The organism is Streptomyces sp. NPDC111520 (assembly GCF_055635295.1).
In genome coordinates this window covers 1-23,291 of sequence record NZ_JBVKBW010000013.1, presented here as the reverse complement: position 1 = coordinate 23,291, position 23,291 = coordinate 1, and the positions used below count along the sequence as shown (strand labels likewise).

The following is a 23,291-nucleotide window of genomic DNA, read 5'->3' as shown; positions in this document are numbered from 1 at the left end:
AACGTGGCAGCAAAGGCAGAGAAGACGAACGCAGCGACCGGCACCGCACCCCAGGGGGGTGAGCGGCCCCGGTTGCTCCTGCTGGACGGGCACTCGCTGGCGTACCGGGCGTTCTACGCGCTGCCGGTGGAGAACTTCAACACCACCACCGGCCAGCCGACGAACGCGGTGTACGGCTTCGCTTCCATGCTGGCGAACACCCTGCGTGACGAGCGGCCGACGCATCTGGCGGTCGCGTTCGACGTCTCGCGGCGCACGTGGCGTCTGGAGGAGTTCCCCGAGTACAAGGCGACCCGCTCCACGACGCCGGACGAGTTCCGCAGCCAGGTCGGGCTGATCGGCGAGCTGCTGGACACGATGAACGTGCAGCGCTTCGCCACGGAGGGCTATGAGGCGGACGACGTGATCGCCACGCTGGCCACGCAGGCGGAGGCCCTCGGGTACGAGGTGCTGATCGTCACCGGCGACCGCGACTCCTTCCAGCTCGTCTCGGACCACGTCACGGTGCTGTACCCGACCAAGGGCGTCTCGGAGCTGACCCGGTTCACCCCGGGCAAGGTCGAGGAGAAGTACGGGCTGACCCCCACGCAGTACCCGGACTTCGCGGCGCTGCGCGGCGACCCGTCCGACAACCTGCCGGGCATCCCGGGCGTCGGCGAGAAGACCGCCGCCAAGTGGATCAACCAGTTCGGCTCGTTCGCGGAACTCGCGGAGCGCGCCGACGAGGTGAAGGGCAAGGCCGGCGAGAACCTGCGCGCCCACCTGGAGTCGGTGAAGCTGAACCGCCGGCTGACGGAGCTGGTGCGGGACGTGGAGCTGCCCTGCGGGCCGGAGCAGTTGGCGCGGCAGCCGTACGACCGGGACGCGCTCGACGTGGTGCTGGACACCCTGGAGTTCCGCCACCCCAACTTCCGGGAGCGGCTGTACGCGGCCGACCCGGGCGCCGCGCAGGAGGACGCGCCGGAGGTCGCCGGCGGCGTCGCCGTCGAGGGCCGGGTGCTGGCCGCGGGCGAGCTGGCCGGCTGGCTGGCGGAGCACGCGGGCGGGCCGCTGGGCGTGGCGACGGTCGACGCGTGGGCACTGGGCGCGGGCAGTGTGTCCGAGGTGGCGCTGGCGACGGCCGAGGGACCGGCGGCGTGGTTCGACCCGGCGGCGCTGGACGAGAAGGACGAGCGGGCCTTCGCGGCGTGGCTGGCCGACGCGGCCCGGCCGAAGGTGCTGCACAACGTCAAGAACATGATGCGGGTCCTCGCCGAGCACGGCTGGTCCGTGGACGGCGTCACGATGTGCACGGCGCTGGCCGCGTACCTGGTGAAGCCCGGCCGCCGCTCGTTCGCGCTGGACGACCTGTCGGTGGAGTACCTGGGGCGTGAACTGGCCCCCGCGGGCGGCGAGGACGGCCAGTTGGCCTTCGGCGCGGACGACGAGGCGGAGACCGAGGCCCTGATGGTGCAGGCGCGCACCGTGCTGGACCTGGGCGAGGCGTTCGCCGCACGGCTGGAGCAGGACGGCGCGCGGCGGCTGCTGGAGGAGGTGGAGCTGCCGACCTCGGCGCTGCTGGCGCGGATGGAGCGGGCGGGCATCGCCGCGGACCGCGAGCATCTGGAGCGCCTGGAGCAGCGGTTCGCGGGCGAGGTGCAGCTCGCCGTGAAGGAGGCGCACGCCGCGGTCGGGCACGAGTTCAACCTGGGCTCCCCCAAGCAGCTGCAGGAGGTGCTCTTCGGCGAGCTGGGGCTGCCCAAGACGAAGAAGACCAAGACGGGTTACACCACCGACGCGGACGCGCTGGCGTGGCTGGCGGCGCAGACCGAGCACGAGCTGCCGGTGATCATGCTGCGGCACCGGGAGCAGGCGAAGCTGCGGGTGACGGTCGAGGGGCTGGTCAAGACCATCGCTCCCGACGGGCGGATCCACACCACGTTCAGCCAGATCGTGGCGGCCACGGGCCGGCTGTCGTCGACCGACCCCAACCTGCAGAACGTGCCGGTGCGCACCGACGAGGGCCGGGCGATCCGCCGCGGTTTCGTGGTCGGCGAGGGCTACGAGTCGCTGCTGACCGCCGACTACAGCCAGATCGAACTGCGGGTGATGGCCCACCTGTCGGAGGACGAGGGGCTGATCGCGGCCTTTGACTCCGGCGAGGACCTGCACACCACCGTCGGCAGCTACGTCTTCTCGGTGCCGCCGGAGCAGGTCGACGCCGAGATGCGCCGCAAGATCAAGGCGATGTCGTACGGCCTGGCGTACGGGCTGTCGGCCTTCGGCCTGTCGCAGCAGCTGGGCATCGAGGCGGCGGAGGCGCGCGGCCTGATGGAGACGTACTTCGAGCGCTTCGGCGGCGTTCGGGACTATCTGCAGCGCGTGGTGGAGGAGGCCCGGGTCACCGGCTACACCGAGACCCTGATGGGCCGCCGCCGTTACCTTCCGGACCTCACCAGCGACAACCGGCAGCGACGCGAGATGGCCGAGCGGATGGCGCTCAACGCGCCGATCCAGGGCTCGGCCGCCGACATCGTGAAGATCGCGATGCTGAAGGTGGACGCGGCGCTGACCCGGGAGGGGCTGCGGTCCCGGCTGCTGCTCCAGGTGCACGACGAAATCGTGGTCGAGGTCGCGCCCGGCGAGCGCGCCGCGGTGGAGGAACTGGTCCGCCGCGAGATGGCGGCCGCCTACCCGTTGCGGGCGCCGCTGGACGTCTCCGTGGGCGTCGGCGCGGACTGGGAGTCGGCGGCCCACTGACCGGGCGTCGCCCGGCCGTCGCGGCGGTCGGCGCGGTGCGTGAGGTGCACCGCGCCGGCGCAGGCCGCGGCGGCCAGGGCGAGTCCCGCGCCGGCGCCGAAGACCCCGGCCGGGATCATCCCGGCGGCGTCGCCGGTGGCCCCGTACCACTGCTCCGCGCGCACGGCGGCTCCGGCGGCCGTGGTGGCGCCGAGGACGGTCAGGGCGAGCCGGCGGGCCCGGCGGGAGAGCCGCGGCACCGGCGAGGGACGCTTTTCGGCCGGTTCACCGGGCACGGCCCTCAGGGCGCGCAGTCCGTACCAGCCCAGCACCACCAGCGCCACGGCCGAGCTGCCGTACTGGGCGTACTTGTGCAGGGCCGTGCCGTGCACCTCGTGGTCGAGCACGGGCAGCAGGCGCACGCCCCACCGTCCGGGGTGGGTGAAGGCGTCCCAGACCACGTGGGTGGTCGCCCCCGCCACCGCCGACAGCCAGAAGGCCGCAGCCGAGCGCACCGAGGGGCGCGGGCGGTCGCCGGCGCCCACCAGGGCGGCGATCCCCGCCTGCCGGCGCTCGGGCAGCAGCGCCACCATCGGGCCGCGCAGCACCGCCCAGCCGCCCACCAGCCCGGCGGCGACGACCGGGTCCACGAGGACGACGCCCAGCGGGGCGTGGGTGAGCTGTCCGTAGCCGAAGAGGCCCCGCACCAGCGAATCGGCGAAGTAGGGCACGTCGGGGGCGAAGGAGCCGGCGACGAGGGCCGCGGCCACCAGCGGGCCGCGTCCCCGTACGGTGCCGGCGGGGTCCTGCCGCAGACCCGGCAGGACGGCCAACGCATGACTCATCGTGAACGGCATGCAACCTCTTCCGGAACACATCGGTCCGATCAGTATGCGACGTCCGGGACGGTGGCTCCGTTCAGGAAGTTGCCGTAGGGTCACCAGGGTTGCCACGCAGGGAGACGGGCGACACGGCTTTCGGGAGGGGCTTCGGGTATGCGAGCGCGGTACGGACGGCGGATCCGCAGGGGAGTCGCGGGCACCGCGGTGGCCGCCGCGGCCATGGCGGCGCTGACGGGTTCCCAGGCCCCCGGACTCCTGCCGGGCGTCCTCAACACCAGTGCCGGTGCCCCGATCGTGCCCCCGCCGGGCGACCCCATCGACGGCAACTCGTCGGAGTACCTGACCGAGCTCCCGCCGCTCAACACGCCCCCTCCGGGCAGCTCCACCGCCCCCGACGCCGGAACCGGCACCGTGACCACCGGCGGTACCGGCCTGCCGGCGTCCGTGCTGGAGGCCTACCGCAGGGCCGAGACGGCTCTCGCCGCCAGCGACCCGGGCTGCAACATGCGCTGGGAGCTGCTGGCCGCGATCGGTCAGGTCGAGTCCAACCAGGCGCGCGGCGGCAACGTCGACTCGGCGGGCACCACGCTCTCCCCCATCCTGGGCCCGGTCCTCAACGGCGACGGCTTCGCGAACATCACGGACACCGACGGCGGCAAGTGGGACGGGGACACCGTCCACGACCGTGCGATAGGCCCGATGCAGTTCATCCCGTCGACCTGGGACACCTGGGGCGCCGACGGCAACGACGACGGGGTCAGCGACCCGAACAACATATTCGACGCGGCGCTCGCCGCCGGCCGCTACCTCTGCGCGGGCAACCGCGACCTGTCGATCGAGAGCAACCTGCACCAGGCGATCCTGGGCTACAACAACTCGACGGCGTACCTGAACACGGTCCTGTCCTGGTACGACCACTTCCGCGACGGTGACGTCGTCTCCCTCCCCGACATCGGCGACGCGGGCAGCGACACGCCCCACAACCCGCCGGTCTCCACGACGCCCTCCGCCTCGCCGTCGCCGACGTGGTCGCCGAGCATGAGCGCCTCGCCGACGAAGAAGCCCACCCCGACCGCGTCCTCCAGCGGCACGATCGGCACCCCGTCGGGCCACCCCTCGCCCACCGACTCCCCGACGACGGGCCCCAGCACGGACCCGACGGATCCGACCACGGACCCGACCGACCCGTCCGGCCCGACGGACCCGCCGACCTGTCCGACGGACTCGGGCTCGCCCACGGCGACCCCCACCGACACGACGTCCCCGTCGCAGACCGGTACGCCCGACCCGTGCGCGACGGCCTCCCCCGGGGACAGCCCGTCACCGACGGAGACCGAGGGCGGCACCGCGACCGGCCCGGTCAACTGACGCCGTAGAACCTGTTCTCATTTCACCTCCCGGTTGCTACGGTGCACCGGCCCAGCCGACGTAGCCGTACGACCGGGAGGTACGGCCATGCGCGCAGTCATCGCCGCGGCCATCGGACTCGTCGCCGCGTTCGCGATCGTCCTCCTCGTGACCGCGGTCGGTCCGCCGGACGGCAGCACCTCCCCCGAGCCGCTGCTCACCACCGTCCCCGCGCACCCGTAGGAGGGCGGTCCCATGCGCCGCAGGTCAAGCCTGGTCCTGCTGTTCCTCGCGGTGTTCTTCACCGCGCTGTCGCCCCTCGTCCGCTGGTACGCGTTCCCGCGGCTGGCGAAGATCCCGGCGGGCCAGTACCAGGCGGTCGTCCTGGAGGCGCGGGACGCCACGCTGCTCGACTACGGCACGATGCGGCCGAAGAAGGTCTCCAAGGTCAGCATCGTGCAGACCCTCAAGGGCGACGTGGAGGAGGCCCGCAGGATCGACCGGGCCACCGGACGTGACGTGGTCGTGTGGGACGGGCTGGCCTACGTGGTGGGCCCGGACGGCGCGATGGTCTCCCAGGTGCCGGAGCGGTACGTCTTCGACGCCCACACGCAGGAGCCCGTCCACGCGGGGGGCGAGAGCGTTGACGGCGACGCCGTCCGACGGCGGGGCGTCGAGTTCAAGTTCCCCTTCCTGACCGAGAAGCGGGACTACTACTACTTCGACGCGCAGGCGCGGACCTCCGCGCCCATCCACTACCGGGGCACGCAGGAGTTCCGCGGGCTGGAGGTCTACTACTTCGAGCAGACCGTGCCGTGGACCGAGGTGCCGCTGCCGAAGAAGATGCCCGTCGAGGGCGTCACCCCGCAGACCGTCGCGGCGATGGGCATGGAGCGCTGGTACACCACCAAGCGCATGTTCTGGGTGGACCCCGTCACCGGGGCGCCGGTCAACGGCGAGGAGGTCCACCGCGAGGAGATGCGCTTCACCGACGGGAAGCAGCGGCCGATCACCGCGTTCGCCGGGCACGTGAGGATGCGCGAGGACTACGTCCGGCACACCGTGGCCCTGGTGAGGTCCCAGCGGCAGGCGGTGCTGCTGCTGACCTCCTACCTGCCGTGGGGCTCCCTCGCGCTCGGCGTCGTGCTGCTGTCGCTCGCGCTCGTCGTGGAGGCGCGCGGCCGCCGCCCGGCGGCGGGCGGCGCCGGCGGCGTCAGCGGCGTCAGCGGCGCTTGGGGGAGTCGTCCTCCCCGATGTGGTGCACGCGCACGAGGTTGGTGGTCCCGGGGACACCGGGCGGGGAACCCGCCGTGATGACGACGACGTCGCCCTCCTGGCAGCGGCCGATGCGCAGCAGCTGCTCGTCGACCTGGTCGACCATCTCGTCGGTCGTCTGCACCATCGGCCCGAGGAAGGTCTCCACGCCCCAGGTCAGGCTGAGCTGGGAGCGGGTGGCCGGCTCGGGGCTGAAGGCGAGCACGGGGATCGGCGAGCGGTAGCGGGACAGCCGCCGCGCGGTGTCGCCGGACTGCGTGAAGGCCACCAGGTACTTGGCGTCGAGGAAGTCGCCCATCTCCGCGGCCGCGCGCGCGACGGCGCCGCCCTGGGTGCGGGGCTTGTTCTGCTCGGTCAGCGGCGGCAGGCCGGCTGCGAGCATGTCCTCCTCGGCGGCGGCGACGATCCGGCCCATGGTCCTGACCGTCTCGACGGGGTGCTTGCCGACGCTGGTCTCGCCGGAGAGCATGACCGCGTCGGCGCCGTCCACGACGGCGTTGGCGACGTCGGAGGCCTCCGCGCGGGTGGGCCGCGAGGAGTCGATCATCGACTCCAGCATCTGCGTCGCGACGATCACCGGCTTGGCGTTGCGCCGGGCGAGGGAGACGGCGCGCTTCTGCACCATCGGCACGGCCTCCAGCGGCATCTCGACGCCGAGGTCGCCGCGGGCAACCATGATCCCGTCGAACGCGGCGACGATCTCCTCGAGGTTGTCGACCGCCTGCGGCTTCTCGACCTTGGCGATGACGGGGACCCGGCGGTCCTCCTCGCGCATGATGCGCAGCACGTCCTCGACGTCCCGGCCGCTGCGGACGAAGGACAGCGCGATGATGTCGGCACCGATGCGCAGCGCCCAGCGCAGGTCCTCGACGTCCTTCTCGGACAGGGCGGGCACGGAGACCGCGACACCGGGGAGGTTGAGCCCCTTGTTGTCGGAGATCAGGCCGCCCTCGATGCACAGGGTGCGGACCCGGGGGCCCTCGACGCCGGTGACCTCCAGGGTGACGCGGCCGTCGTCGACGAGGATCCGCTCACCGCGCGTGACGTCGGCGGCGAGGCCCTTGTAGGTGGTGCCGCAGACCAGGCGGTCGCCCTCGACCTCCTCGGTGGTGATCGTGAACTCGTCACCGCGTTCAAGGAGTACGGGGCCCTCGGCGAAGCGTCCCAGCCGGATCTTCGGGCCTTGAAGGTCCGCGAGGACACCGACGCTGCGGCCGGTCTCGTCGGCGGCCTTGCGCACGCGCTGGTACCGGTCCTCGTGATCGGCGTGGCAACCGTGGCTCATGTTCAGGCGGGCGACGTCCATGCCGGCCTCGACCAGGGCCTTGATCTGGTCGTAGGAGTCGGTGGCGGGCCCGAGGGTACAGACGATTTTTGCTCGGCGCATGGGGTGAGCCTATGACCTACTTCACAGTAGGTACCTCGTGGAAGGCGACTGTCCAACGTCAGCCTGATTAACGGTTGTTGACAAGTGGTGAAGTGAGCCCGGGCCCGCTCTGATGAGCACACCGCCGGTGTGCCGGACCTCAGCCCGACAGGTCGGGGGCGGTCATCGTGAAGTGCGCGGTGACCTGCGCGTACACGCTCTGTCGCTCCGGTTCCATGTCAAGGGCGCGGGCCGTCTCCTCGGCGCCGCCGGGCGCCGCGAAGGCGGCGGTCCGCATCGCCGGACGGGCGGCGCGGAAGGGCGCCGACTGCTGCACGCCCTCGTCGGCCAGCTCGACCAGCGCGACCAGGCGGGCGCCGAGCGCCTCCGCGTACCCGCGGGCGCGCTGCACCGCGTCGCGCACGGCCTGCCGGCGGGCCTCGGCGTAGGCCGGGGAGTCGGGGCGCAGCGACCACCACGGGCCGTCGACACGGGTGAGCTCCAGATCGGCCAGCCGGGTGGTGAGCTCCCCCAGGGCGGTGAAGTCGGTGAGGGTGGCCCCGACGCGCACGCTGCCGTGGTACGCCCGTACGCGCTCGCCGCGGCCCCGCTCCCGCAGCTCGGGGGTGATCACGAACGCGCCGGTCTCCAGTTTCTCGACGGCGTCGGTGCAGCCCTTGACGAGGTCGAGCACCTGCGCGTTGCGCCGGCTGAGGTCGTCCAGGGTGGCGCGGCGGTCGGTGCCCCGGGCGCTGACGGTGACGGCGATCCGGGCGAGCTCGGGCTCGACCTCGAGGGTCGCCTCACCGCGTACCCCCACGTGCGGGGTCTCGGGCGTCGGGTACGTCCTGGCCGGTTCTGTGGTCATGCGTCCCACCCTGCCAGGCCGGTGCCGCCGTGACGAGTCATCTGTTCGCAGCCCGGCGGGGGTGTTGCCCGGAGCACCCTTGCGCCAGAATCTACGCGCGTTAACCGCATGAACGGACAGTCATCCCGCCCCCGGCGACCGCCCGGGGCGTCCGCCGGACACCAGGAGCCGACGTATGCCGCTGAACCGCAGGGACTTCCTCAACCGCTCCGCCGCCACCGGCGCGGGACTCGCGCTCGCCGGCACGGCCGGCACCGTGGCCGGCGCGGCTCCGGCCCAGGCCACGGGGCGCCACGGGCACGGGCATGGCCACGGGCACACTCCGAAGAGGTACTCCTTCAGCGTCCTCGGCACCACCGACCTGCACGGCAACGTCTTGAACTGGGACTACTTCACCGACGCCGAGTACGACGACGCGGCGCACAACGACGTCGGCCTGGCCAAGATCTCCACCCTGGTCTCCCGGCTGCGCGCGGCCAAGGGCCGCGAGAACACCCTGCTCATCGACGCCGGCGACACCATCCAGGGCACCCAGCTGTCGTACTACTACGCCAAGATCGACCCGATCACCGCCGAGCACGGCCCGGTGCACCCGATGGCACAGGCCATGAACGCCATCGGCTACGACGCGGCGGCGCTGGGCAACCACGAGTTCAACTACGGCATCCCGGTGCTGCGCAAGTTCGAGGAGCAGTGCGACTTCCCGTTGCTCGGCGCCAACGCCCTCGACGCGCGCACGGGCCGGCCGGCCTTCCCGCCGTACTCCTTCCACCGGCTGCGGGTGAAGGGGGCGCCCGACGTGAAGGTGGCGGTCCTGGGCCTGACCAACCCCGGCATCGCGATCTGGGACAAGGCCAACGTGCAGGGCAGGATGACCTTCCCGGGCCTGGAGGAGCAGGCCGCCAAGTACGTGCCGCGGCTGCGCGCGATGGGGGCCGACGTGGTCGTCGTCTCGGCCCACAGCGGCTCCTCCGGCACCTCCTCCTACGGTGACCAGTTGCCGTACGTCGAGAACGCGGCGGCGCTCGTCGCCGAGCAGGTGCCGGGCATCGACGCGATCCTGGTCGGCCACGCCCACTCCGAGATCCCCGAGTACGTGGTGGCCAACAAGCGGACCGGCCAGGGCGTGGTGCTGTCCGAGCCGCTGAAGTGGGGCCAGCGCCTGACCGTCTTCGACTTCGACCTGGAGCTGGTCCGCGGCAGGTGGGAGGTCGTCACGGTCGGCGCGTCCGTCCTCAACTCCAACACGGTCGAGGAGGACCCGCGGATCGTCCGACTGCTCGCGGACGAGCACAAGGAGGTCGTGGCCTACGTCAACCAGGTGATCGGCACCTCGGCCGCCGCGATGTCGGCCCAGGAGTCCCCCTACAAGGACACGCCGATCATCGACTTCATCAACTTCGTCCAGGCGGAGACGGTCAAGGCCGCGCTCGCCGGGACGGAGCACGCCGCCCTGCCGGTGCTGTCGCAGGCGGCGTGCTTCTCGCGCACCGCCGCCATCCCGGCGGGTCAGGTCACCATCCGCGACGTCGCCGGGCTGTACGTCTTCGAGAACACCCTGGAGGCCCGGGTCCTGACCGGCGCCCAGGTCAAGGCGTACATCGAGTTCTCCGCGAACTACTTCGTGCAGACGGCGCCCGGCGCGCCCGTCGACGTCGCGAAGCTGACGAACGCGAACGGCACGCCCGACTACAACTACGACGTGGTCAGCGGCGTCACCTATGACGTCGACATCTCCCGCCCGGCCGGTTCCCGGGTGTCGAACGTGCTCTTCCAGGGCGCGCCGATCGACGAGTCGGCCCGTTTCGTGCTGGCCGTCAACAACTACCGGGCCAACGGCGGCGGCAACTTCCCCGGCGTCGCCACCGCGCAGCAGGTGTGGGCGAACTCCGAGGAGATCCGGAACACCATCATCGCCTGGGTGCGGGCCAACGGCTCCATCGACCCGGCCCGGTTCGCCTCGCAGGACTGGCGGCTGACACGCGCCGGCGTGCCGGTCTTCTAGGCCGCTCGCGGGGCGGCCCGGAGGGCGTGTGCACGGCGCGCACGCCCTCCGGGCGGTGACGCCGGCACCCCCGGCCCTCAGGCCGGTACGTGTTCCAGGAGCACGCGGCGCAGTTCGCGGGCGGCGCGCGGGGGTTCGGCGTCCTTGCGGTGCGCCAGGGCGACCGTGCGCTGCAGCCCGGGGGCCTCGAAGGGCGTGGTGCGCAGCCTGGGGCGGCGTCCGGCCACCATGCTGGGCACGACGGCGGGGCCCAGTCCCGCTTCCACGAAGCCCAGCACCGCGTCCATCTCGCCGCCCTCTATCGCGAAGCGCGGCTCGAAGCCGGCCGCCCGGCACGCGGTGACGGTGAGCTCCCGCAGGTCGTAGCCGTTGCGGAACATGACCAGCGGCTTGTCCCTGAGGTCGGCGACCCGGATGGCGGGACCGGCGCACGGCGGCGGCGCGTCGGCGGCGGTCACCACCACCAGGTCCTCGTGGAGAAGCGGCGTGGCGTCCAGGGCGGGGTCGTGACTCTGCAGCGGCAGCACGATCAGCGCGAGGTCGAGGCTGCCGGAGGCCAGCTCGCGCACCAGGTCGCGCGAGCCGCCCTCCTCGACGACCAGCCGGATGCCGGGGTAGCGGTCGTGGAAGTCGCGCAGCACGTCCGGCAGCAGGCCGGTGGCGAGGCTGGGGGTGGCGCCGAGGCGGACCCGGCCGCGGCGCAGGTGCACCAGCTCCTGGACCTCCTGGGTGGCCGTCTCGGTGTCGGCGATGATGCGGCGGGCCAGCGGCAGCAGGGCCTCCCCGGCGTCGGTCAGCGCGATGTTGCCGCGGGCACGGCTGAACAGGTCCGCGCCCAGTTCCCGCTCCAGGGCCTTGATCTGCTGCGACAGCGAGGGCTGCGCCACGTGGACGCGCTCGGCGGCACGGGTGAAGTGCAGGGTCTCGGCGACCGCCAGGAAGTACACGAGCTGCTGCAGCTGCATGTCCGCACGATAACGCGATAGGCGAGGCCTATCGAAACGAGCCGGAACATGTCTTGGACCTGTCGTAGCAGGCAGACCTAGCGTCGAGCGCATGGCTTTGGCGACGACGAGGACGAGGGCGACGACGGGCACCGACCGCCGCCCGTCGCTCCTACGGGCACTGTGGGGCTCGACCGTGGGCAAGAAGGCGGTCATGGCCGGGACCGGCGTGATCATGCTGCTGTTCCTGGTCGCGCACATGCTGGGCAACCTGAAGATCTTCTTCGGCCCGGAGGAGTTCAACGGCTACGCGGCGTGGCTGCGCACCATCGGCGAGCCCGCCCTCCACAACAGCTGGTACCTGTACATCCAGCGCACCGGCCTGGTCGTCGCGGTGGTGCTGCACGGCGTCGCCGCCTACCAGCTCAGCAAGCGCGACATCAAGGCGCGCCCCGCGAAGTACGAGCACAAGCGGCAGCGGGCCAGCTACGCGACCCGGACGATGCGCTGGGGCGGGGCGATCCTGGGCCTGTACATCGTCTGGCACATCCTGGACCTCACCACGCTCACCGTGAACCCGCTGGGCAAGGAGCACCACCCCTACGAGAACATCGTGGCCGACTTCCGGATCTGGTGGGTCGACCTCGTCTACATCGTCGCGATGCTCGCCCTCGGCCTGCACATCAGGCACGGCTTCTGGAGCGCCGCGCAGACCCTGGGAGCGGTGAACAAGCGCCGCGACCGCGCGCTGAAGATCACGGCGAACGTGCTGGCGGCCGCGCTGACCGCCGGCTTCCTCGTCGTACCCGTCTCCGTGATGACCGGATTGGTGGACTGACCGTGGATTACCGACTGGGCGAGCCGATCGCCGACACCAAGGCGCCGGACGTGCCGATCGCGGAGCGCTGGGACCGCCGCAGGTTCGAGGCGAAGCTGGTCAACCCGGCCAACCGCCGCAAGCACACGGTGATCGTGGTCGGCACGGGCCTGGCCGGCGGCTCCGCGGGCGCCACGCTGGCCGAACAGGGCTACCACGTCGTGCAGTTCTGCTACCAGGACTCACCACGCCGGGCGCACTCCATCGCCGCCCAGGGCGGCATCAACGCCGCGAAGAACTACCGCAACGACGGCGACAGCGTGCACCGCCTGTTCTACGACACCGTCAAGGGCGGCGACTTCCGCGCCCGCGAGTCCAATGTGCACCGCCTCGCCGAGGTGTCGGTGCAGATCATCGACCAGTGCGTGGCGCAGGGCGTGCCCTTCGCCCGCGAGTACGGCGGCCTGCTGGACACCCGCTCCTTCGGCGGCGTCCAGGTCTCCCGCACCTTCTACGCGCGTGGCCAGACGGGCCAGCAGCTGCTGCTCGGCGCCTACCAGGCGCTCTCCCGGCAGATCGACGCGGGCAACGTGGAACTGCACCCGCGCACCGAGATGCTCGACCTGATCGTGGTGGACGGCAGGGCCCGCGGCATCGTCGCCCGCGACCTGGTGACGGGCGAGGTGTCGGTGCACATGGGTGACGCCGTGGTGCTGGCGAGCGGCGGCTACGGCAACGTCTTCTACCTGTCGACCAACGCCAAGGGATCCAACGCGACCGCCATCTGGCGGGCGCACCGCCGGGGCGCGTACTTCGCCAACCCCTGCTTCACGCAGATCCACCCCACCTGCATCCCGCGCTCCGGCGACCACCAGTCGAAACTGACGCTGATGAGCGAGTCGCTGCGCAACGACGGCCGCATCTGGGTGCCGAAGGCCGAGGGCGACACGCGCCCGCCGCACGAGATCCCCGAGGACGAGCGCGACTACTACCTGGAGCGGATCTACCCCTCCTTCGGCAACCTGGTGCCGCGCGACATCGCCTCCCGCGCCGCGAAGAACGTCTGCGACGAGGGCCGCGGCGTCGGCCCCGGCGGCCAGGGCGTCTACCTGGACTTCGCCGACGCGATCGCCCGCATGGGCCGCGCCAAGGTGGAGGAGAAGTACGGCAACCTCTTCGAGATGTACGAGCGGATCACCGCGGAGGACCCGTACACCCGGCCGATGCGGATCTACCCCGCCGTGCACTACACGATGGGCGGCCTGTGGGTGGACTACGACCTGCAGACCACCGTCCCGGGCCTGTTCGCCATCGGCGAGGCCAACTTCTCCGACCACGGGGCCAACCGCCTCGGCGCCAGCGCACTGATGCAGGGCCTGGCCGACGGTTACTTCGTGCTCCCGGCCACGATCAACGACTACCTGGCGCGCGGGCCGCACGACACCGTGACGGCGGACCACCCCGCGGTCGCCGAGGCGGTCGCCGACGTCGAGGACCGGCTGAACCTGCTGCTCGCCGTGGACGGCGACCGCACCCCCGACTCCTTCCACCGCGAGCTCGGCGAGCTGCTGTGGGACGAGTGCGGCATGGCCCGCAACGAGGCGGGGCTGCGCAAGGCGCTGGAGCGGATCCCGGAGCTGCGCGAGGAGTTCTGGCGCCGGGTGAAGGTGCCCGGCAGCGGCGACGAGCTGAACCAGGCGCTGGAGAAGGCCAACCGGATCGCCGACTTCCTGGAGCTGGCCGAGCTGATGTGCCTGGACGCCCTGCACCGCGCCGAGTCCTGCGGCGGCCACTTCCGCGAGGAGAGCCAGACCCCGGACGGCGAGGCGATGCGCGACGACGAGGCCTTCTCGTACGCCGCGGCCTGGGAGTTCACCGGCGCCGGCGAGGACCCGGTGCTCCACAAGGAGGCCCTCGACTTCGAGTACGTACACCCCACCCAGCGGAGCTACGCGTGAACCTCACCCTGCGCATCTGGCGTCAGCCGTCCTCCGAGGACGACGGCACCATGGTCACCTACCGCGTCGAGGACATCAGTCCCGACATGTCGTTCCTGGAGATGCTGGACGTCCTCAACGAGGAGCTGATCCTCGCGGGCGACGAGCCGGTGGCCTTCGACCACGACTGCCGCGAGGGCATCTGCGGCGCCTGCGGCATGGTGATCAACGGGCAGGCGCACGGCCCGGAGCGGACCACCACCTGCCAGCTGCACATGCGGCACTTCGAGGACGGCGACACCATCGACGTCGAGCCGTGGCGGGCCGCCGCCTTCCCGGTGGTCAAGGACCTGGTCGTCGACCGGTCGGCCTTCGACCGGGTGATCCAGGCGGGCGGCTACATCAGCGTGCCGACCGGCAGCGCGCCCGAGGCGCACGCCACGCCCGTCCCGAAGGAGGCGGCCGACTTCGCCTTCGAGCACGCGGAGTGCATCGGCTGCGGCGCGTGCGTGGCGGCCTGCCCCAACGGCTCGGCGATGCTGTTCACCTCGGCCAAGGTCAACCACCTCAACGTGCTGCCCCAGGGGCAGCCCGAGCGCGAGACCCGGGTGCTGGACATGGTCGCCGCCATGGACGACCAGGGCTTCGGCGGCTGCACCAACACCGGGGAGTGCGCGACGGCCTGCCCCAAGGGCATCCCGCTGCCGTCGATCGCCGCTATGAACCGCGAGTACCTGCGGGCCTTGCGCAAGGAGAAGTCGCGGTCCAAGGGCTGACCGGCTCGGCGGGCGCGCCGAGCCCGAAGGTCGTGAAGGCCGTGCGGGAGGGCAGCGGGTAGGGCTCCTTGCCGGTCACCGCGTTGAGCACGACCGCCGAGCGCCACGCGGCGAGCCCCAGGTCGGGGGCCCCGACACCATGGGTGTGGCGCTCGGCGTTCTGCACGTGGACGGCCGCGCCGGTGCCGGCGACGACCGGGTCCAGCTCCAGCCGGTGGCACTCGTCGATCCGGGGCCGGCCGGAGGCGTCACGGCGGACGTACGGGTCGATCGGGGCGAGCAGCGCGTCGAGGGAGCGCTCCCGGTAGCCGGTGGCCAGGACGACCGCGTTGGTGACCAGCCGGCTGCGGGTGCCCTGCTGCTCGTGCTCCAGGTGGAGTTCGACGGCTCCCATGCCCATCCGGCCGGCGGTGCGGACCGTCACGCCCGGGGTGAGGACGGCGTCCGGCCAGCCGCCGCCGAGGGTGCGGCGGTACAGCTCGTCGTGGACGGCGCCGATCGTGCCGTGGTCGATGGCCCGGTGCAGCTGCCACTGGCGGGGCAGGAGGTTGTCGCGGACGGGCTCGGACAGCCCGTGGAAGAAGCGCGTGTAGTCGGGGGTGAACTGCTCCAGGCCGAGCTTGCTGTACTCCATGGGGGCGAAGGCGGGGCTGCGGGCGATCCACGTCAGCCGTTCGCGCCCGGCGGGCCGGGCCCGCAGCAGGTCCAGGAAGACCTCGGCGCCCGACTGACCGGAGCCGACGACGGTGACGTGCTCGGCGGCCAGCAGGCGGTCCCGGTGCTCCAGGTAGTGCGCCGAGTGCACGACGGGGACGGCGGGCGACTCGGTCAGCGGCCGCAGGGGCTCCGGCACGTACGGCGCGCTGCCGACGCCGAGCACCAGGTTGCGGGCGTAGGTGCGGCCGAGGGACTCGGCCTGGCCGTCGGCGTCGAGCCGGGTGTGGTCGACCTCGAAGACGGCCCGCCCGGGGTTCCAGCGGACGGTGTCGACCTGGTGGCCGAAGCAGATGCCGGGCAGCGACTCGGCGACCCAGCGGCAGTAGGCGTCGTACTCGGCGCGGTGCGTGTGGAAGCGCTCGGCGAAGTAGAAGGGGAAGAGCCGCTCGCGGGTCCTGAGGTAGTTCAGGTAGCTCCACCGGCTCGTGGGGTCGACCAGACTCACCAGGTCGGCGAGGAACGGCACCTGGAGGGTGGCGTCGTCGAGCAGCAGCCCCGGGTGCCAGCGGAAGGAGCGCTCCTGCTCGTAGAAGGCGGCGCTGAGGTACGGGACGCCGTCGGCGAGGGCGGCCAGGGACAGGTTGCACGGGCCGACGCCGATGCCGAGCAGGTCGAAGGGCTGGTCCCGGTGGGGGTCGTGGTCGTCGTTCGCGGTCATCGGGGGGTGCTGCCTTCCTGGTGGGTCGCGCATACGAGCGTGAGCAGTGCCTCGAGGTCGGTGGGTGTGGTCGTCGGGTTGAGCAGGGTGGCCTTGAGCCAGAGCCGCCCGTCGGCGCGGGCCCGGCCGAGGACGGCCCGGCCGTCGAGCATCAGTCGGCGGCGGATCGCGGCGACCTCCTCGTCACCGGCGCCGGTGGGACGGAAGAGCACGGTGCTGACGGCCGGGCGGGCGCGCAGGGTCAGCGCGGGGTGCCGGTCCACCAGGTCCGCGAGGTGCCGGGCCCGGTCGACGACCGCCTCGACGAGCCCGCCCAGGCCGCGGCGGCCCAGGGCGCGCAGCGTGACCGCGATCTTCAGCACGTCGGGGCGGCGGGAGGTGCGCAGGGAGCGGCCGAGCAGGTCGGGGAAGCCGGCCTCGGTGTCGTCGGCGGCGTTCAGGTAGTCCGCGCGGTGGTCCAGGGGGCGCAGCAGCGCGGCCTCGCGCACCGCGAGCACCCCGGCGGCCACGGGCTGCCAGCCGAGCTTGTGCAGGTCGAGGGTGACGGTGTCGGCCTCCCGCAGCCCGGAGAGCCTGGCCGCCTCGCGGTCGCTGAACAGCAGTGACCCGCCGTACGCGGCGTCGACGTGCAGGCGCGCGCCGTACTCCCGGGCGGCGCGGGCGAGTTCGGGGAGCGGGTCGATGTCGCCGGAGTCCGTGGTGCCCGCGGTCACGACCAGCAGGGCCGGGCCGACGCCCGCGGCGAGCGCCTCCCGTACCCGCTCCGGGTCGAGCACCCCGCCGGGGGTCTCCACGACGACGGGGGCCGGCATCCCGAGCAGCCAGGCGGCGCGGGGCACGCTGTGGTGCCCGTTGGCCCCGGCGACGACCCGCACGCCCGGGGCGCCCTCCCGGGCCAGCAGCAGCGCGAGCTGGTTGGACTCCGTGCCGCCGGTCGTGATGAGCGCGTCCGGTGCGGCCGCGGCCGGGTGGACGAGCCGGGCCAGGGCGCGGGTGACCTCCGCCTCCAGCGCGGTCGCCGCGGGGGCCTGGTCCCAGGAGTCCATCGAGGGGTTGAGGGCGCTCGCGGCGAGGTCCGCCGCCACGGCCGCGCCCAAGGGCGGGCAGTGCAGATGGGCGGCGCACAACGGGTCCGCCGGATCGGCCGCGCCCTCGGCGACGGCCCCGACCAGCGCGCGCAGCGCCTCCGCCGCCCCGGTGCCGTCCTCCGGGAGGGCCTGACCCAGCACCTCCCGCACGCGGCGGGCGACCGCCCCCGGGCCGCCCGCGGGAAGCGGCCCCTTGCGCACGGCCGCCCCCGCGGCGAGGGCGTCGAGCACGACCTCCAGCAACGGGCGCAGCCGGTCCGGCCCTTCACTTCCGCCGGCGAGAGGGGGTGGCATGGGTCGGCGCCTCCGTTGTCGCGGATCACCGGCGCGTACGCGCTGGGCGACCTGCGTAACGACGCTCCCCCGCCCCGGGTGTTGCCCCCGCGCCCCCAACGGTCGCCGCCCCGGCGCACCCGCGGGGGCGTTCACCCAGTTGTCGTGTGCGGCGCCGTTGTCGTTGCGGTTGGGGGTTTCCCCGCCGCCCGCCCGATTGCCCGGCGCAGTCGGTGCGGGCCTGCGCATCGTGTGCCTGGGTCGGGGCCGCGCCGGCGCACGTCCTCAGCGCTCGCGGTTTACCCCCACATCGTTCGGCGCCGCGTGCTCCGCGTGCCCCCGCAGGCGACGAGCGGAGCACGCGGAGCACGCGGCGCCGGATGACGTGGGGCAGCGCCGCGAGCGCCGAGGAGGTACCCCGGCGCGGCACCGACCCACAACGTACGCAGCGAGGCGGTCACTGACCGCGCCGGGCAATCGGGCGGGAGGGCGGGGGATGCCCGCCGCAGGCGCAACAAAGCCGCACACGACAACGCACCGCACACAACCACCCGGGCAGCCCGGCGCAGCCGCCCGCTACGCGGAACCCCCGCGGACGCGGAGGGCGCGGCGCAGGTCGTCGAGCTGGTCGGCGAGGCGGCGGCGCAGTGCGGGGGTGGGGGCGGGGTCGCCGGTGCGGAGGCACTCCTCGCCGAGGTCGAGCACGGCGGTGTCGACGACGGGGACGGGGAAGGCCCAGCGGCCCGCGGCCTCCGCGAGCGCGGGGCCGCGGCGGGCGGCGACCGCCACGGCGGCGGGGAAGAAGCGGGGCACGTACTCCCGGACCAGGTCGAGCTGTTCGGGCTGCCAGAAGCCCTGGGCGGTCGCGGTGAAGAGGTAGTTGGACAGGGTGTCGCCGTCGAACATCCGGGCCCAGGCCTCCCGCTTCGCCTCCGGGTCGGGCAGCGCGGCCCGGCAGCGGGCGGCGCCCTCCTGGCCGGTGGCGCTGGGGTCGGCGTCCAGTTCGGCCGCGATGTCCTGCGCGGAGGCCGCGCCCAGCACGCTGAGCCGGGTGAGGATCTGCCAGCGCAGTTCGGGGTCGAGCGCGGGCCCGCCGGGCAGGGCGCCGTCGGTGAGCCAGCCGCGCAGGGCGCCGGGGTCGGCGGTGGCGGCGATGAGCTCGCGGGTCGCCGCCAGCCGCAGCCCGGGGTCGTCGCGGGTGAGCAGGTCGCGGGTGAGCGCCTCCAGCGTGGCGAGCGCGGCGGGGCGTTCGGCGGCGGGGAGGTAGCGGTCGGCGATCTGCCCGCGGGCGAAGCCCAGCACGCCCTGGACGACGGCGATGTCGGTCTCGTACGGCAGGTGGGCACGGGCCACGTCGAGGTAGGCGGCGGGCGGGAGTTCGCCGTCCCGCACGAGGTCGCGGGCGGCGTTCCAGACCAGGGCGCGGCTGAGCGGGTCCGGCAGGCCGCGCAGCGCTGCGACCAGGGTGTCCCAGGACCGCGCGTCGAAGCGGATCTTGGCGTACGTCAGGTCCTGGTCGTTGAGGAGCACCAGGTCGGGGCGGGGGCCGGGACGCGTGCCGGGCGTCTCGCCGTCCGCGGGGACGTCGGTCTCGAAGCGCTCGCGCAGCACCAGTCGCTCCGGGTCGGTTTCGGTGCCGGAGCCGTCGCGGTCGTACGCGGCGACGGAGATGCGGTGCGGGCGGCCGCCCTGGTGCGTGACGTCCAGCCGCCAGCCGCCGTCGACGCCCTCGGGGACGGGGGTGAGCGTGTCGACGCCGGTGGTGCGCAGCCAGCGGTCGGCCCAGGCGTGGACGTCGCGGTCGGTGGCGCCGGCGAGGGAGTCGATGAAGTCGGCGAGGGCGGCGTTGCCGAAGCGGTGCCGCGCGATGTGCTCGTTGATGCCGGCGAGGAAGTCCTTGCGGCCGAGCCAGGTGACGAGCTGGCGCAGCGCGGAGGCGCCCTTGGCGTAGGAGATGCCGTCGAAGTTGAGCAGGGCCGAGGCGGTGTCGGGGACGGCCTCCGGGGCGGGGGCGACGGGGTGGGTGGAGGGGCGCTGGTCGGCGTCGTAGCCCCAGCCCTTGCGGGCGACGGCGAAGTCCGTCCAGGTGCCGGTGAACCGGGTGGCCTCGGAGAGCACCTGGTAGCCCATGTACTCGGCGAAGGACTCGTTGAGCCAGATGTCGTCCCACCAGCGCAGGGTGACGAGGTCGCCGAACCACATGTGGGCCATCTCGTGGGCGACGACCATGCCGCGGGTCTGCCGCTCGGTGTCGGTGACGGCGGAGCGGAAGACCATCTCGTCGCGGAAGGTGACCAGGCCGGGGTTCTCCATGGCGCCCGCGTTGAACTCGGGGACGAAGGCCTGGTCGTAGGAGTCGAAGGGGTACGGCTCCTCGAACAGCTCGTGGTAGCGGTCGAAGCAGCGCCGGGTGATGTCGAAGAGCTCCTCGACGTCGGCGTCCAGGTACGGGGCGAGGGAGCGGCGGCAGTGCAGTCCGAAGGGCAGGCCCGCGTGCTCGGTGCGCACCGAGTGCCAGGGCCCGGCGGCGACGGCGAGCAGGTAGGTGCTGATCGGCGGGGTCGCCGCGACGCGCCAGCGGCCCTCGGCCTCCCCGGTGCGCTCGGCGACTCCGTTGCCGAGGACGGTCCACGCGGGGGGCGCGGTCACGGTGACGTCGAAGACGGCCTTGAGGTCGGGCTGGTCGAAGGCGGCGATGACGCGCTGCACGTCGTCCAGGAAGAGCTGGGTGTAGAGGTAGGTCTCGCCGTCGGCGGGGTCGGTGAAGCGGTGCATGCCCTCACCGGTGCGGGAGTACCGCATGTCCGCCTCGACCCGCAGTTCGTGCGGTCCGGCCGTGAGACCGGTGAGCGGCAGCCGGTCGTCGCCCAGGGTCGCGGCGTCCAGCGGCCGTCCGTCCAGGACGGCGCCGTGCAGCGCGGCGGGCTTCAGCTCGACGAAGGTGTCGACGCCGTCGGCGAGGGCGGTGAAGCGGATGACGGTGGTCGATCCGAACACCTCGTCGCCGCGGGTGAGGTCCAGGTCGACGGCGTAGTGCTGGACGGCGATCTGCCGGGCGCGGGTCTCGGCCTCGGCACGCGTGAGAGCAGGCATGCCGTCATGCTGCCCCATGCCCGGCCCGCGGCGCACGGGGGTCCCCCGCGGCCCGTGGGCCAGGACGGCGGGCGCGCCTTCGGCGGGGGCCGTCGCCGGGGGGCGCGGGCGTCACGGCGAGGCGGTGCGGCGGGCGTAGGCGCGGGCGGCGCGGGCGCGGTCGCCGCAGCGGGTGGAACACCACTGGCGGCGGCCGTGGCGGAGCAGGTAGCGGTTGCAGGGAGGGGAGCCACAGGCGGTGAGGCGGGCCGCTTCGGGGCCGGTGAGCAGGTCCGAGGCGTCGGCGGCGAGGACGGCCAGGGCGTGGTCCACGACGGCGGTGGTGGGGTGCGGGGTGGCGCGGTAGGGACCGGTCTCGTCGTCCCACTGCAGCAACGGGGCGGTGGGGATGCGGGTCATGGCGTCGTTGACGGCCCTGACCGCGGCGGGGAGGGCCGGCAGGCCTTCGGCCCGGGCGGCGAACAGCGACCTGATCTGTTCGCGCAGCGAGCGCAGTTGCGCCGCGCACATCTCCCGCATGCCGGCCTCGACCGGTGCGAGGCCGCGTTCCGCGAGCCAGTGGTTCGCCTGCGCGGGAGAGCCCAGGAGGTCGACCGTGTGCCCGCCCGTCAGCGCGACCGCGCTGTTGGCGAGGGCGAGGGCCAGGTGCTCCTCCTCGCCCTGTGCGGGCGGCAGGCCGAGTTGTCCGATCAAGGGCTCCTTCACGCTCCTCATGGTACGGCTTGCTTGATCCGTGAGAGGCGACTACCGTCTTGTCACGGTTAGAAACCGCCTATCCGTGAGGTGCACCATGTCTTCCCTTCCCGCGGCGACCGGCTCGTTCCCCGTACGCGTCCTCGGCGGTCCGACCGCCCTCTTCGAGTACGGCGGCCTGCGCTTCCTCACCGACCCGACCTTCGACTCCCCGGGCGACTACCCCCGTGGCGGCGGCCGGTTCCTGACCAAGACCGCCGCCTCCAGCGGGGCCCCCGCCGACCTCGGCCCGGTCGACGTGGTCCTGCTCTCGCACGACGAGCACCCCGACAACCTCGACGCCTCGGGCCGGGCCCTGCTCGCCGAGGTCCCGCTCACCCTCACCACCCCCGGTGGCGGGCAGCGCCTGAAGGAGCGGGCCGAGGGCCTGGCCGACTGGGAGTCCGTCGAGCTGGACCGCCCCGGCGGCGGAACGGTCACCGTGACGGCCGTCCCCGCCGTCCACGGCCCCGGCCCGCGCGAGAAGGTCGAGCCGGTCACCGGCCAGGTCGTCGGCTTCGTCCTGACCGGAGAGGGCCTGCCGACCGTCTACGTCAGCGGCGACAACGCCTCCCTCGACGCGGTCAAGGAGATCGCGGAGCGCTACGCCCCCGTCGACACCGCCCTCCTCTTCGCCGGCGCCCCCCGCTTCCCCGAACTCTTCGACAACCAGCTGATCGTCCTGGACAGCGCCCAGGCCGCCGAGGCCGCCGGACTCCTCGCCGCCCGCCGCGTGGTCCCCGTCCACTACGACAGCTGGGCCCACTTCACCGAGGGCCGCGACGAACTGGCCGCCGCCTTCACCGCCGCCGGTCTGGCCGACCGCCTCGACTGGGGCCGGCGGGACTGACCCCGGCGCCCGGGTCGTGCCGTCCTAGGCTGGCACGGTGACTGATGAGCAACGGCCGTCGCGGCCGTCGGGAGTGTGGGCCACGGCGGTGAGCGTGGCCAGGGTGCGGGCGCTGGAGACCGAGCGGGAGAACGCGCTGTTCCGCGACCCACTGGCACGGGCCTTCGCCGCCGCCGGCGGCCTGTGGCCCTCCTCGCCGCCGCTGCCCGACGACGAGGCAGCGCGACGCCGCCGGCTGGCCGTGTCGTTCTCCATCGTCATCAGGACGAAGTTCCTCGACGACCTGTTGCGGGAGGCCTCCGCCTCCGGGGTCCGGCAGGTCGTGCTGCTCGGCGCCGGCATGGACAGCCGCGCATTCCGGATGGACTGGCCGGAGGGCACCCGGCTGTTCGAGGTCGACACCGCCGACCCACTGGACTTCAAGGCCTCGGTGCTGCGCCGGGAGCGGGCCGTCGCGCGCTGCGAGCGGATCACCGTCCCGGTGGATCTGCGTGACGACTGGCCGGGCGCGCTGGTCGCCGCGGGGCACGACCCCTCCGCGCCGACCGTGTGGATCGCCGAGGGGCTGCTGATCTATCTGCCCGAGGACGCGGTGGAGTTGCTGCTCGCCCGGATCGGCGCGCTGTCGGCGCCGGGCAGCCGGATGGGGCTGACGTTGGGCTCGCGCGGTGTGATCGAGCGCTTCGGCGCGGACGCCGCGCCGGGATCGGCGGCGTCCCTGTGGGTCTCGGAGATGCCCGACGACCCGGTCGGCTGGCTGGCCCGGCACGGCTGGGCGGCCGCCGGCCACACCCTGCGCGAGCGCGCCGCCGCCTACGGCCGCCCGGTCACCACCCCGCCGCAACACGAGGAACGGCCCGGCGGACTGATCTCGGCAGTCCGCTGCTAGGTGTATTGATCACGAGCGTTGTTGACACCTGCGGGGGCTTGATCAAGGCGAAGACCTCCGGTGTGGTGGAGCTGTCTAGGACTGCACCACACGGAG

18 protein-coding genes are annotated in these 23,291 nt (G+C 73.1%); 10 read left to right on the top strand and 8 right to left on the bottom strand.

Translation table 11 applies throughout. From position 1 onward, the window contains the following. Positions 1–3: 3 nt before the first annotated feature. A complete protein-coding gene (polA, locus tag ACZ7MY_RS28335) occupies positions 4–2,739 on the top strand; it encodes a DNA polymerase I (RefSeq protein ID WP_499606063.1) in 2,736 nt (911 codons plus the stop codon). On the opposite strand, the gene ACZ7MY_RS28330 is transcribed toward polA, so the two are convergent. Continuing rightward, positions 2,670–3,563 (bottom strand): DUF4184 family protein, encoded by an 894-nt coding sequence (locus ACZ7MY_RS28330; RefSeq protein ID WP_499606061.1) that lies wholly within the window; start codon positions 3,561–3,563, stop codon positions 2,670–2,672. The genes polA and ACZ7MY_RS28330 overlap by 70 nt on opposite strands. A gap of 150 nt (positions 3,564–3,713) precedes the next feature. On the opposite strand from ACZ7MY_RS28330, the gene ACZ7MY_RS28325 reads away from it, so the two are divergent. The 3 genes from ACZ7MY_RS28325 (at position 3,714) to pgfA (ending at position 6,221) form a co-directional block, all read left to right on the top strand. Further along, on the top strand, positions 3,714–4,928 hold the full coding sequence (locus ACZ7MY_RS28325) for a lytic transglycosylase domain-containing protein (protein ID WP_499606059.1): 1,215 nt from the start codon (positions 3,714–3,716) through the stop codon (positions 4,926–4,928). Between the two features lie 87 nt (positions 4,929–5,015). Next, positions 5,016–5,150 carry an SPW_0924 family protein gene (locus ACZ7MY_RS28320; protein WP_107418524.1) on the top strand — a complete coding sequence of 45 codons (135 nt, stop codon included), beginning with the start codon at positions 5,016–5,018 and terminating at the stop codon, positions 5,148–5,150. Between the two features lie 12 nt (positions 5,151–5,162). After that, complete coding sequence (gene pgfA, locus ACZ7MY_RS28315; protein WP_499606058.1) at positions 5,163–6,221, top strand: cell envelope lipid trafficking protein PgfA; 1,059 nt, start codon at positions 5,163–5,165, stop codon at positions 6,219–6,221. Here the strand turns inward: pgfA and pyk are convergent. Further along, positions 6,130–7,569, bottom strand: coding sequence for a pyruvate kinase (gene pyk, locus ACZ7MY_RS28310; protein WP_499606056.1), 1,440 nt, complete (start codon positions 7,567–7,569; stop codon positions 6,130–6,132). The genes pgfA and pyk overlap by 92 nt on opposite strands. Positions 7,570–7,708: 139 nt before the next feature. Then, positions 7,709–8,416 (bottom strand): SIMPL domain-containing protein, encoded by a 708-nt coding sequence (locus ACZ7MY_RS28305; protein ID WP_499606054.1) that lies wholly within the window; start codon positions 8,414–8,416, stop codon positions 7,709–7,711. 175 nt (positions 8,417–8,591) lie between these two features. Between ACZ7MY_RS28305 and ACZ7MY_RS28300 the strand changes: the two genes are divergently transcribed. Next, positions 8,592–10,421 carry a bifunctional metallophosphatase/5'-nucleotidase gene (locus ACZ7MY_RS28300; protein ID WP_499606053.1) on the top strand — a complete coding sequence of 610 codons (1,830 nt, stop codon included), beginning with the start codon at positions 8,592–8,594 and terminating at the stop codon, positions 10,419–10,421. 77 nt (positions 10,422–10,498) lie between these two features. Here the strand turns inward: ACZ7MY_RS28300 and ACZ7MY_RS28295 are convergent, their stop codons facing one another. Beyond that, positions 10,499–11,386, bottom strand: a complete 888-nt coding sequence (locus tag ACZ7MY_RS28295; RefSeq protein WP_499606051.1) for a LysR family transcriptional regulator — start codon at positions 11,384–11,386, stop codon at positions 10,499–10,501. Between the two features lie 91 nt (positions 11,387–11,477). On the opposite strand from ACZ7MY_RS28295, the gene ACZ7MY_RS28290 reads away from it, so the two are divergent. Genes ACZ7MY_RS28290 through ACZ7MY_RS28280 form a run of 3 tightly spaced genes read left to right on the top strand, consistent with a single transcriptional unit; the run spans position 11,478 to position 14,895 of the window. After that, complete coding sequence (locus ACZ7MY_RS28290) at positions 11,478–12,203, top strand: succinate dehydrogenase cytochrome b subunit (RefSeq protein WP_499606049.1); 726 nt, start codon at positions 11,478–11,480, stop codon at positions 12,201–12,203. 2 nt (positions 12,204–12,205) lie between these two features. After that, positions 12,206–14,140, top strand: coding sequence for a fumarate reductase/succinate dehydrogenase flavoprotein subunit (locus ACZ7MY_RS28285; RefSeq protein ID WP_499606048.1), 1,935 nt, complete (start codon positions 12,206–12,208; stop codon positions 14,138–14,140). Next, complete coding sequence (locus ACZ7MY_RS28280) at positions 14,137–14,895, top strand: succinate dehydrogenase/fumarate reductase iron-sulfur subunit (RefSeq protein ID WP_499606046.1); 759 nt, start codon at positions 14,137–14,139, stop codon at positions 14,893–14,895. Before ACZ7MY_RS28285 ends, ACZ7MY_RS28280 begins: the two co-directional genes overlap by 4 nt. On the opposite strand, the gene ACZ7MY_RS28275 is transcribed toward ACZ7MY_RS28280, so the two are convergent. From ACZ7MY_RS28275 to ACZ7MY_RS28260, 4 genes are all read right to left on the bottom strand, one after another. Further along, positions 14,837–16,270, bottom strand: a complete 1,434-nt coding sequence (locus ACZ7MY_RS28275) for a lysine N(6)-hydroxylase/L-ornithine N(5)-oxygenase family protein (RefSeq protein ID WP_499606045.1) — start codon at positions 16,268–16,270, stop codon at positions 14,837–14,839. The two genes, ACZ7MY_RS28280 and ACZ7MY_RS28275, sit on opposite strands and share 59 nt — an antisense overlap. Next, positions 16,267–17,652, bottom strand: a complete 1,386-nt coding sequence (locus tag ACZ7MY_RS28270; protein ID WP_499606043.1) for a pyridoxal phosphate-dependent decarboxylase family protein — start codon at positions 17,650–17,652, stop codon at positions 16,267–16,269. Before ACZ7MY_RS28270 ends, ACZ7MY_RS28275 begins: the two co-directional genes overlap by 4 nt. Before the next feature lie 555 nt (positions 17,653–18,207). Further along, positions 18,208–20,724 carry an aminopeptidase N gene (gene pepN, locus ACZ7MY_RS28265; RefSeq protein ID WP_499606041.1) on the bottom strand — a complete coding sequence of 839 codons (2,517 nt, stop codon included), beginning with the start codon at positions 20,722–20,724 and terminating at the stop codon, positions 18,208–18,210. A 111-nt stretch (positions 20,725–20,835) separates the two neighbouring features. Next, positions 20,836–21,438, bottom strand: coding sequence for a CGNR zinc finger domain-containing protein (locus tag ACZ7MY_RS28260; RefSeq protein WP_499606039.1), 603 nt, complete (start codon positions 21,436–21,438; stop codon positions 20,836–20,838). A gap of 76 nt (positions 21,439–21,514) precedes the next feature. Here ACZ7MY_RS28260 and ACZ7MY_RS28255 point away from each other — a divergent pair, with 76 nt between their 5' ends. Together ACZ7MY_RS28255 and ACZ7MY_RS28250 are read left to right on the top strand one after the other, a co-directional pair. After that, on the top strand, positions 21,515–22,306 hold the full coding sequence (locus ACZ7MY_RS28255; RefSeq protein WP_499606038.1) for an MBL fold metallo-hydrolase: 792 nt from the start codon (positions 21,515–21,517) through the stop codon (positions 22,304–22,306). Between the two features lie 73 nt (positions 22,307–22,379). Beyond that, positions 22,380–23,195, top strand: coding sequence for a class I SAM-dependent methyltransferase (locus ACZ7MY_RS28250; protein ID WP_499606267.1), 816 nt, complete (start codon positions 22,380–22,382; stop codon positions 23,193–23,195). Positions 23,196–23,291: the final 96 nt, after the last annotated feature.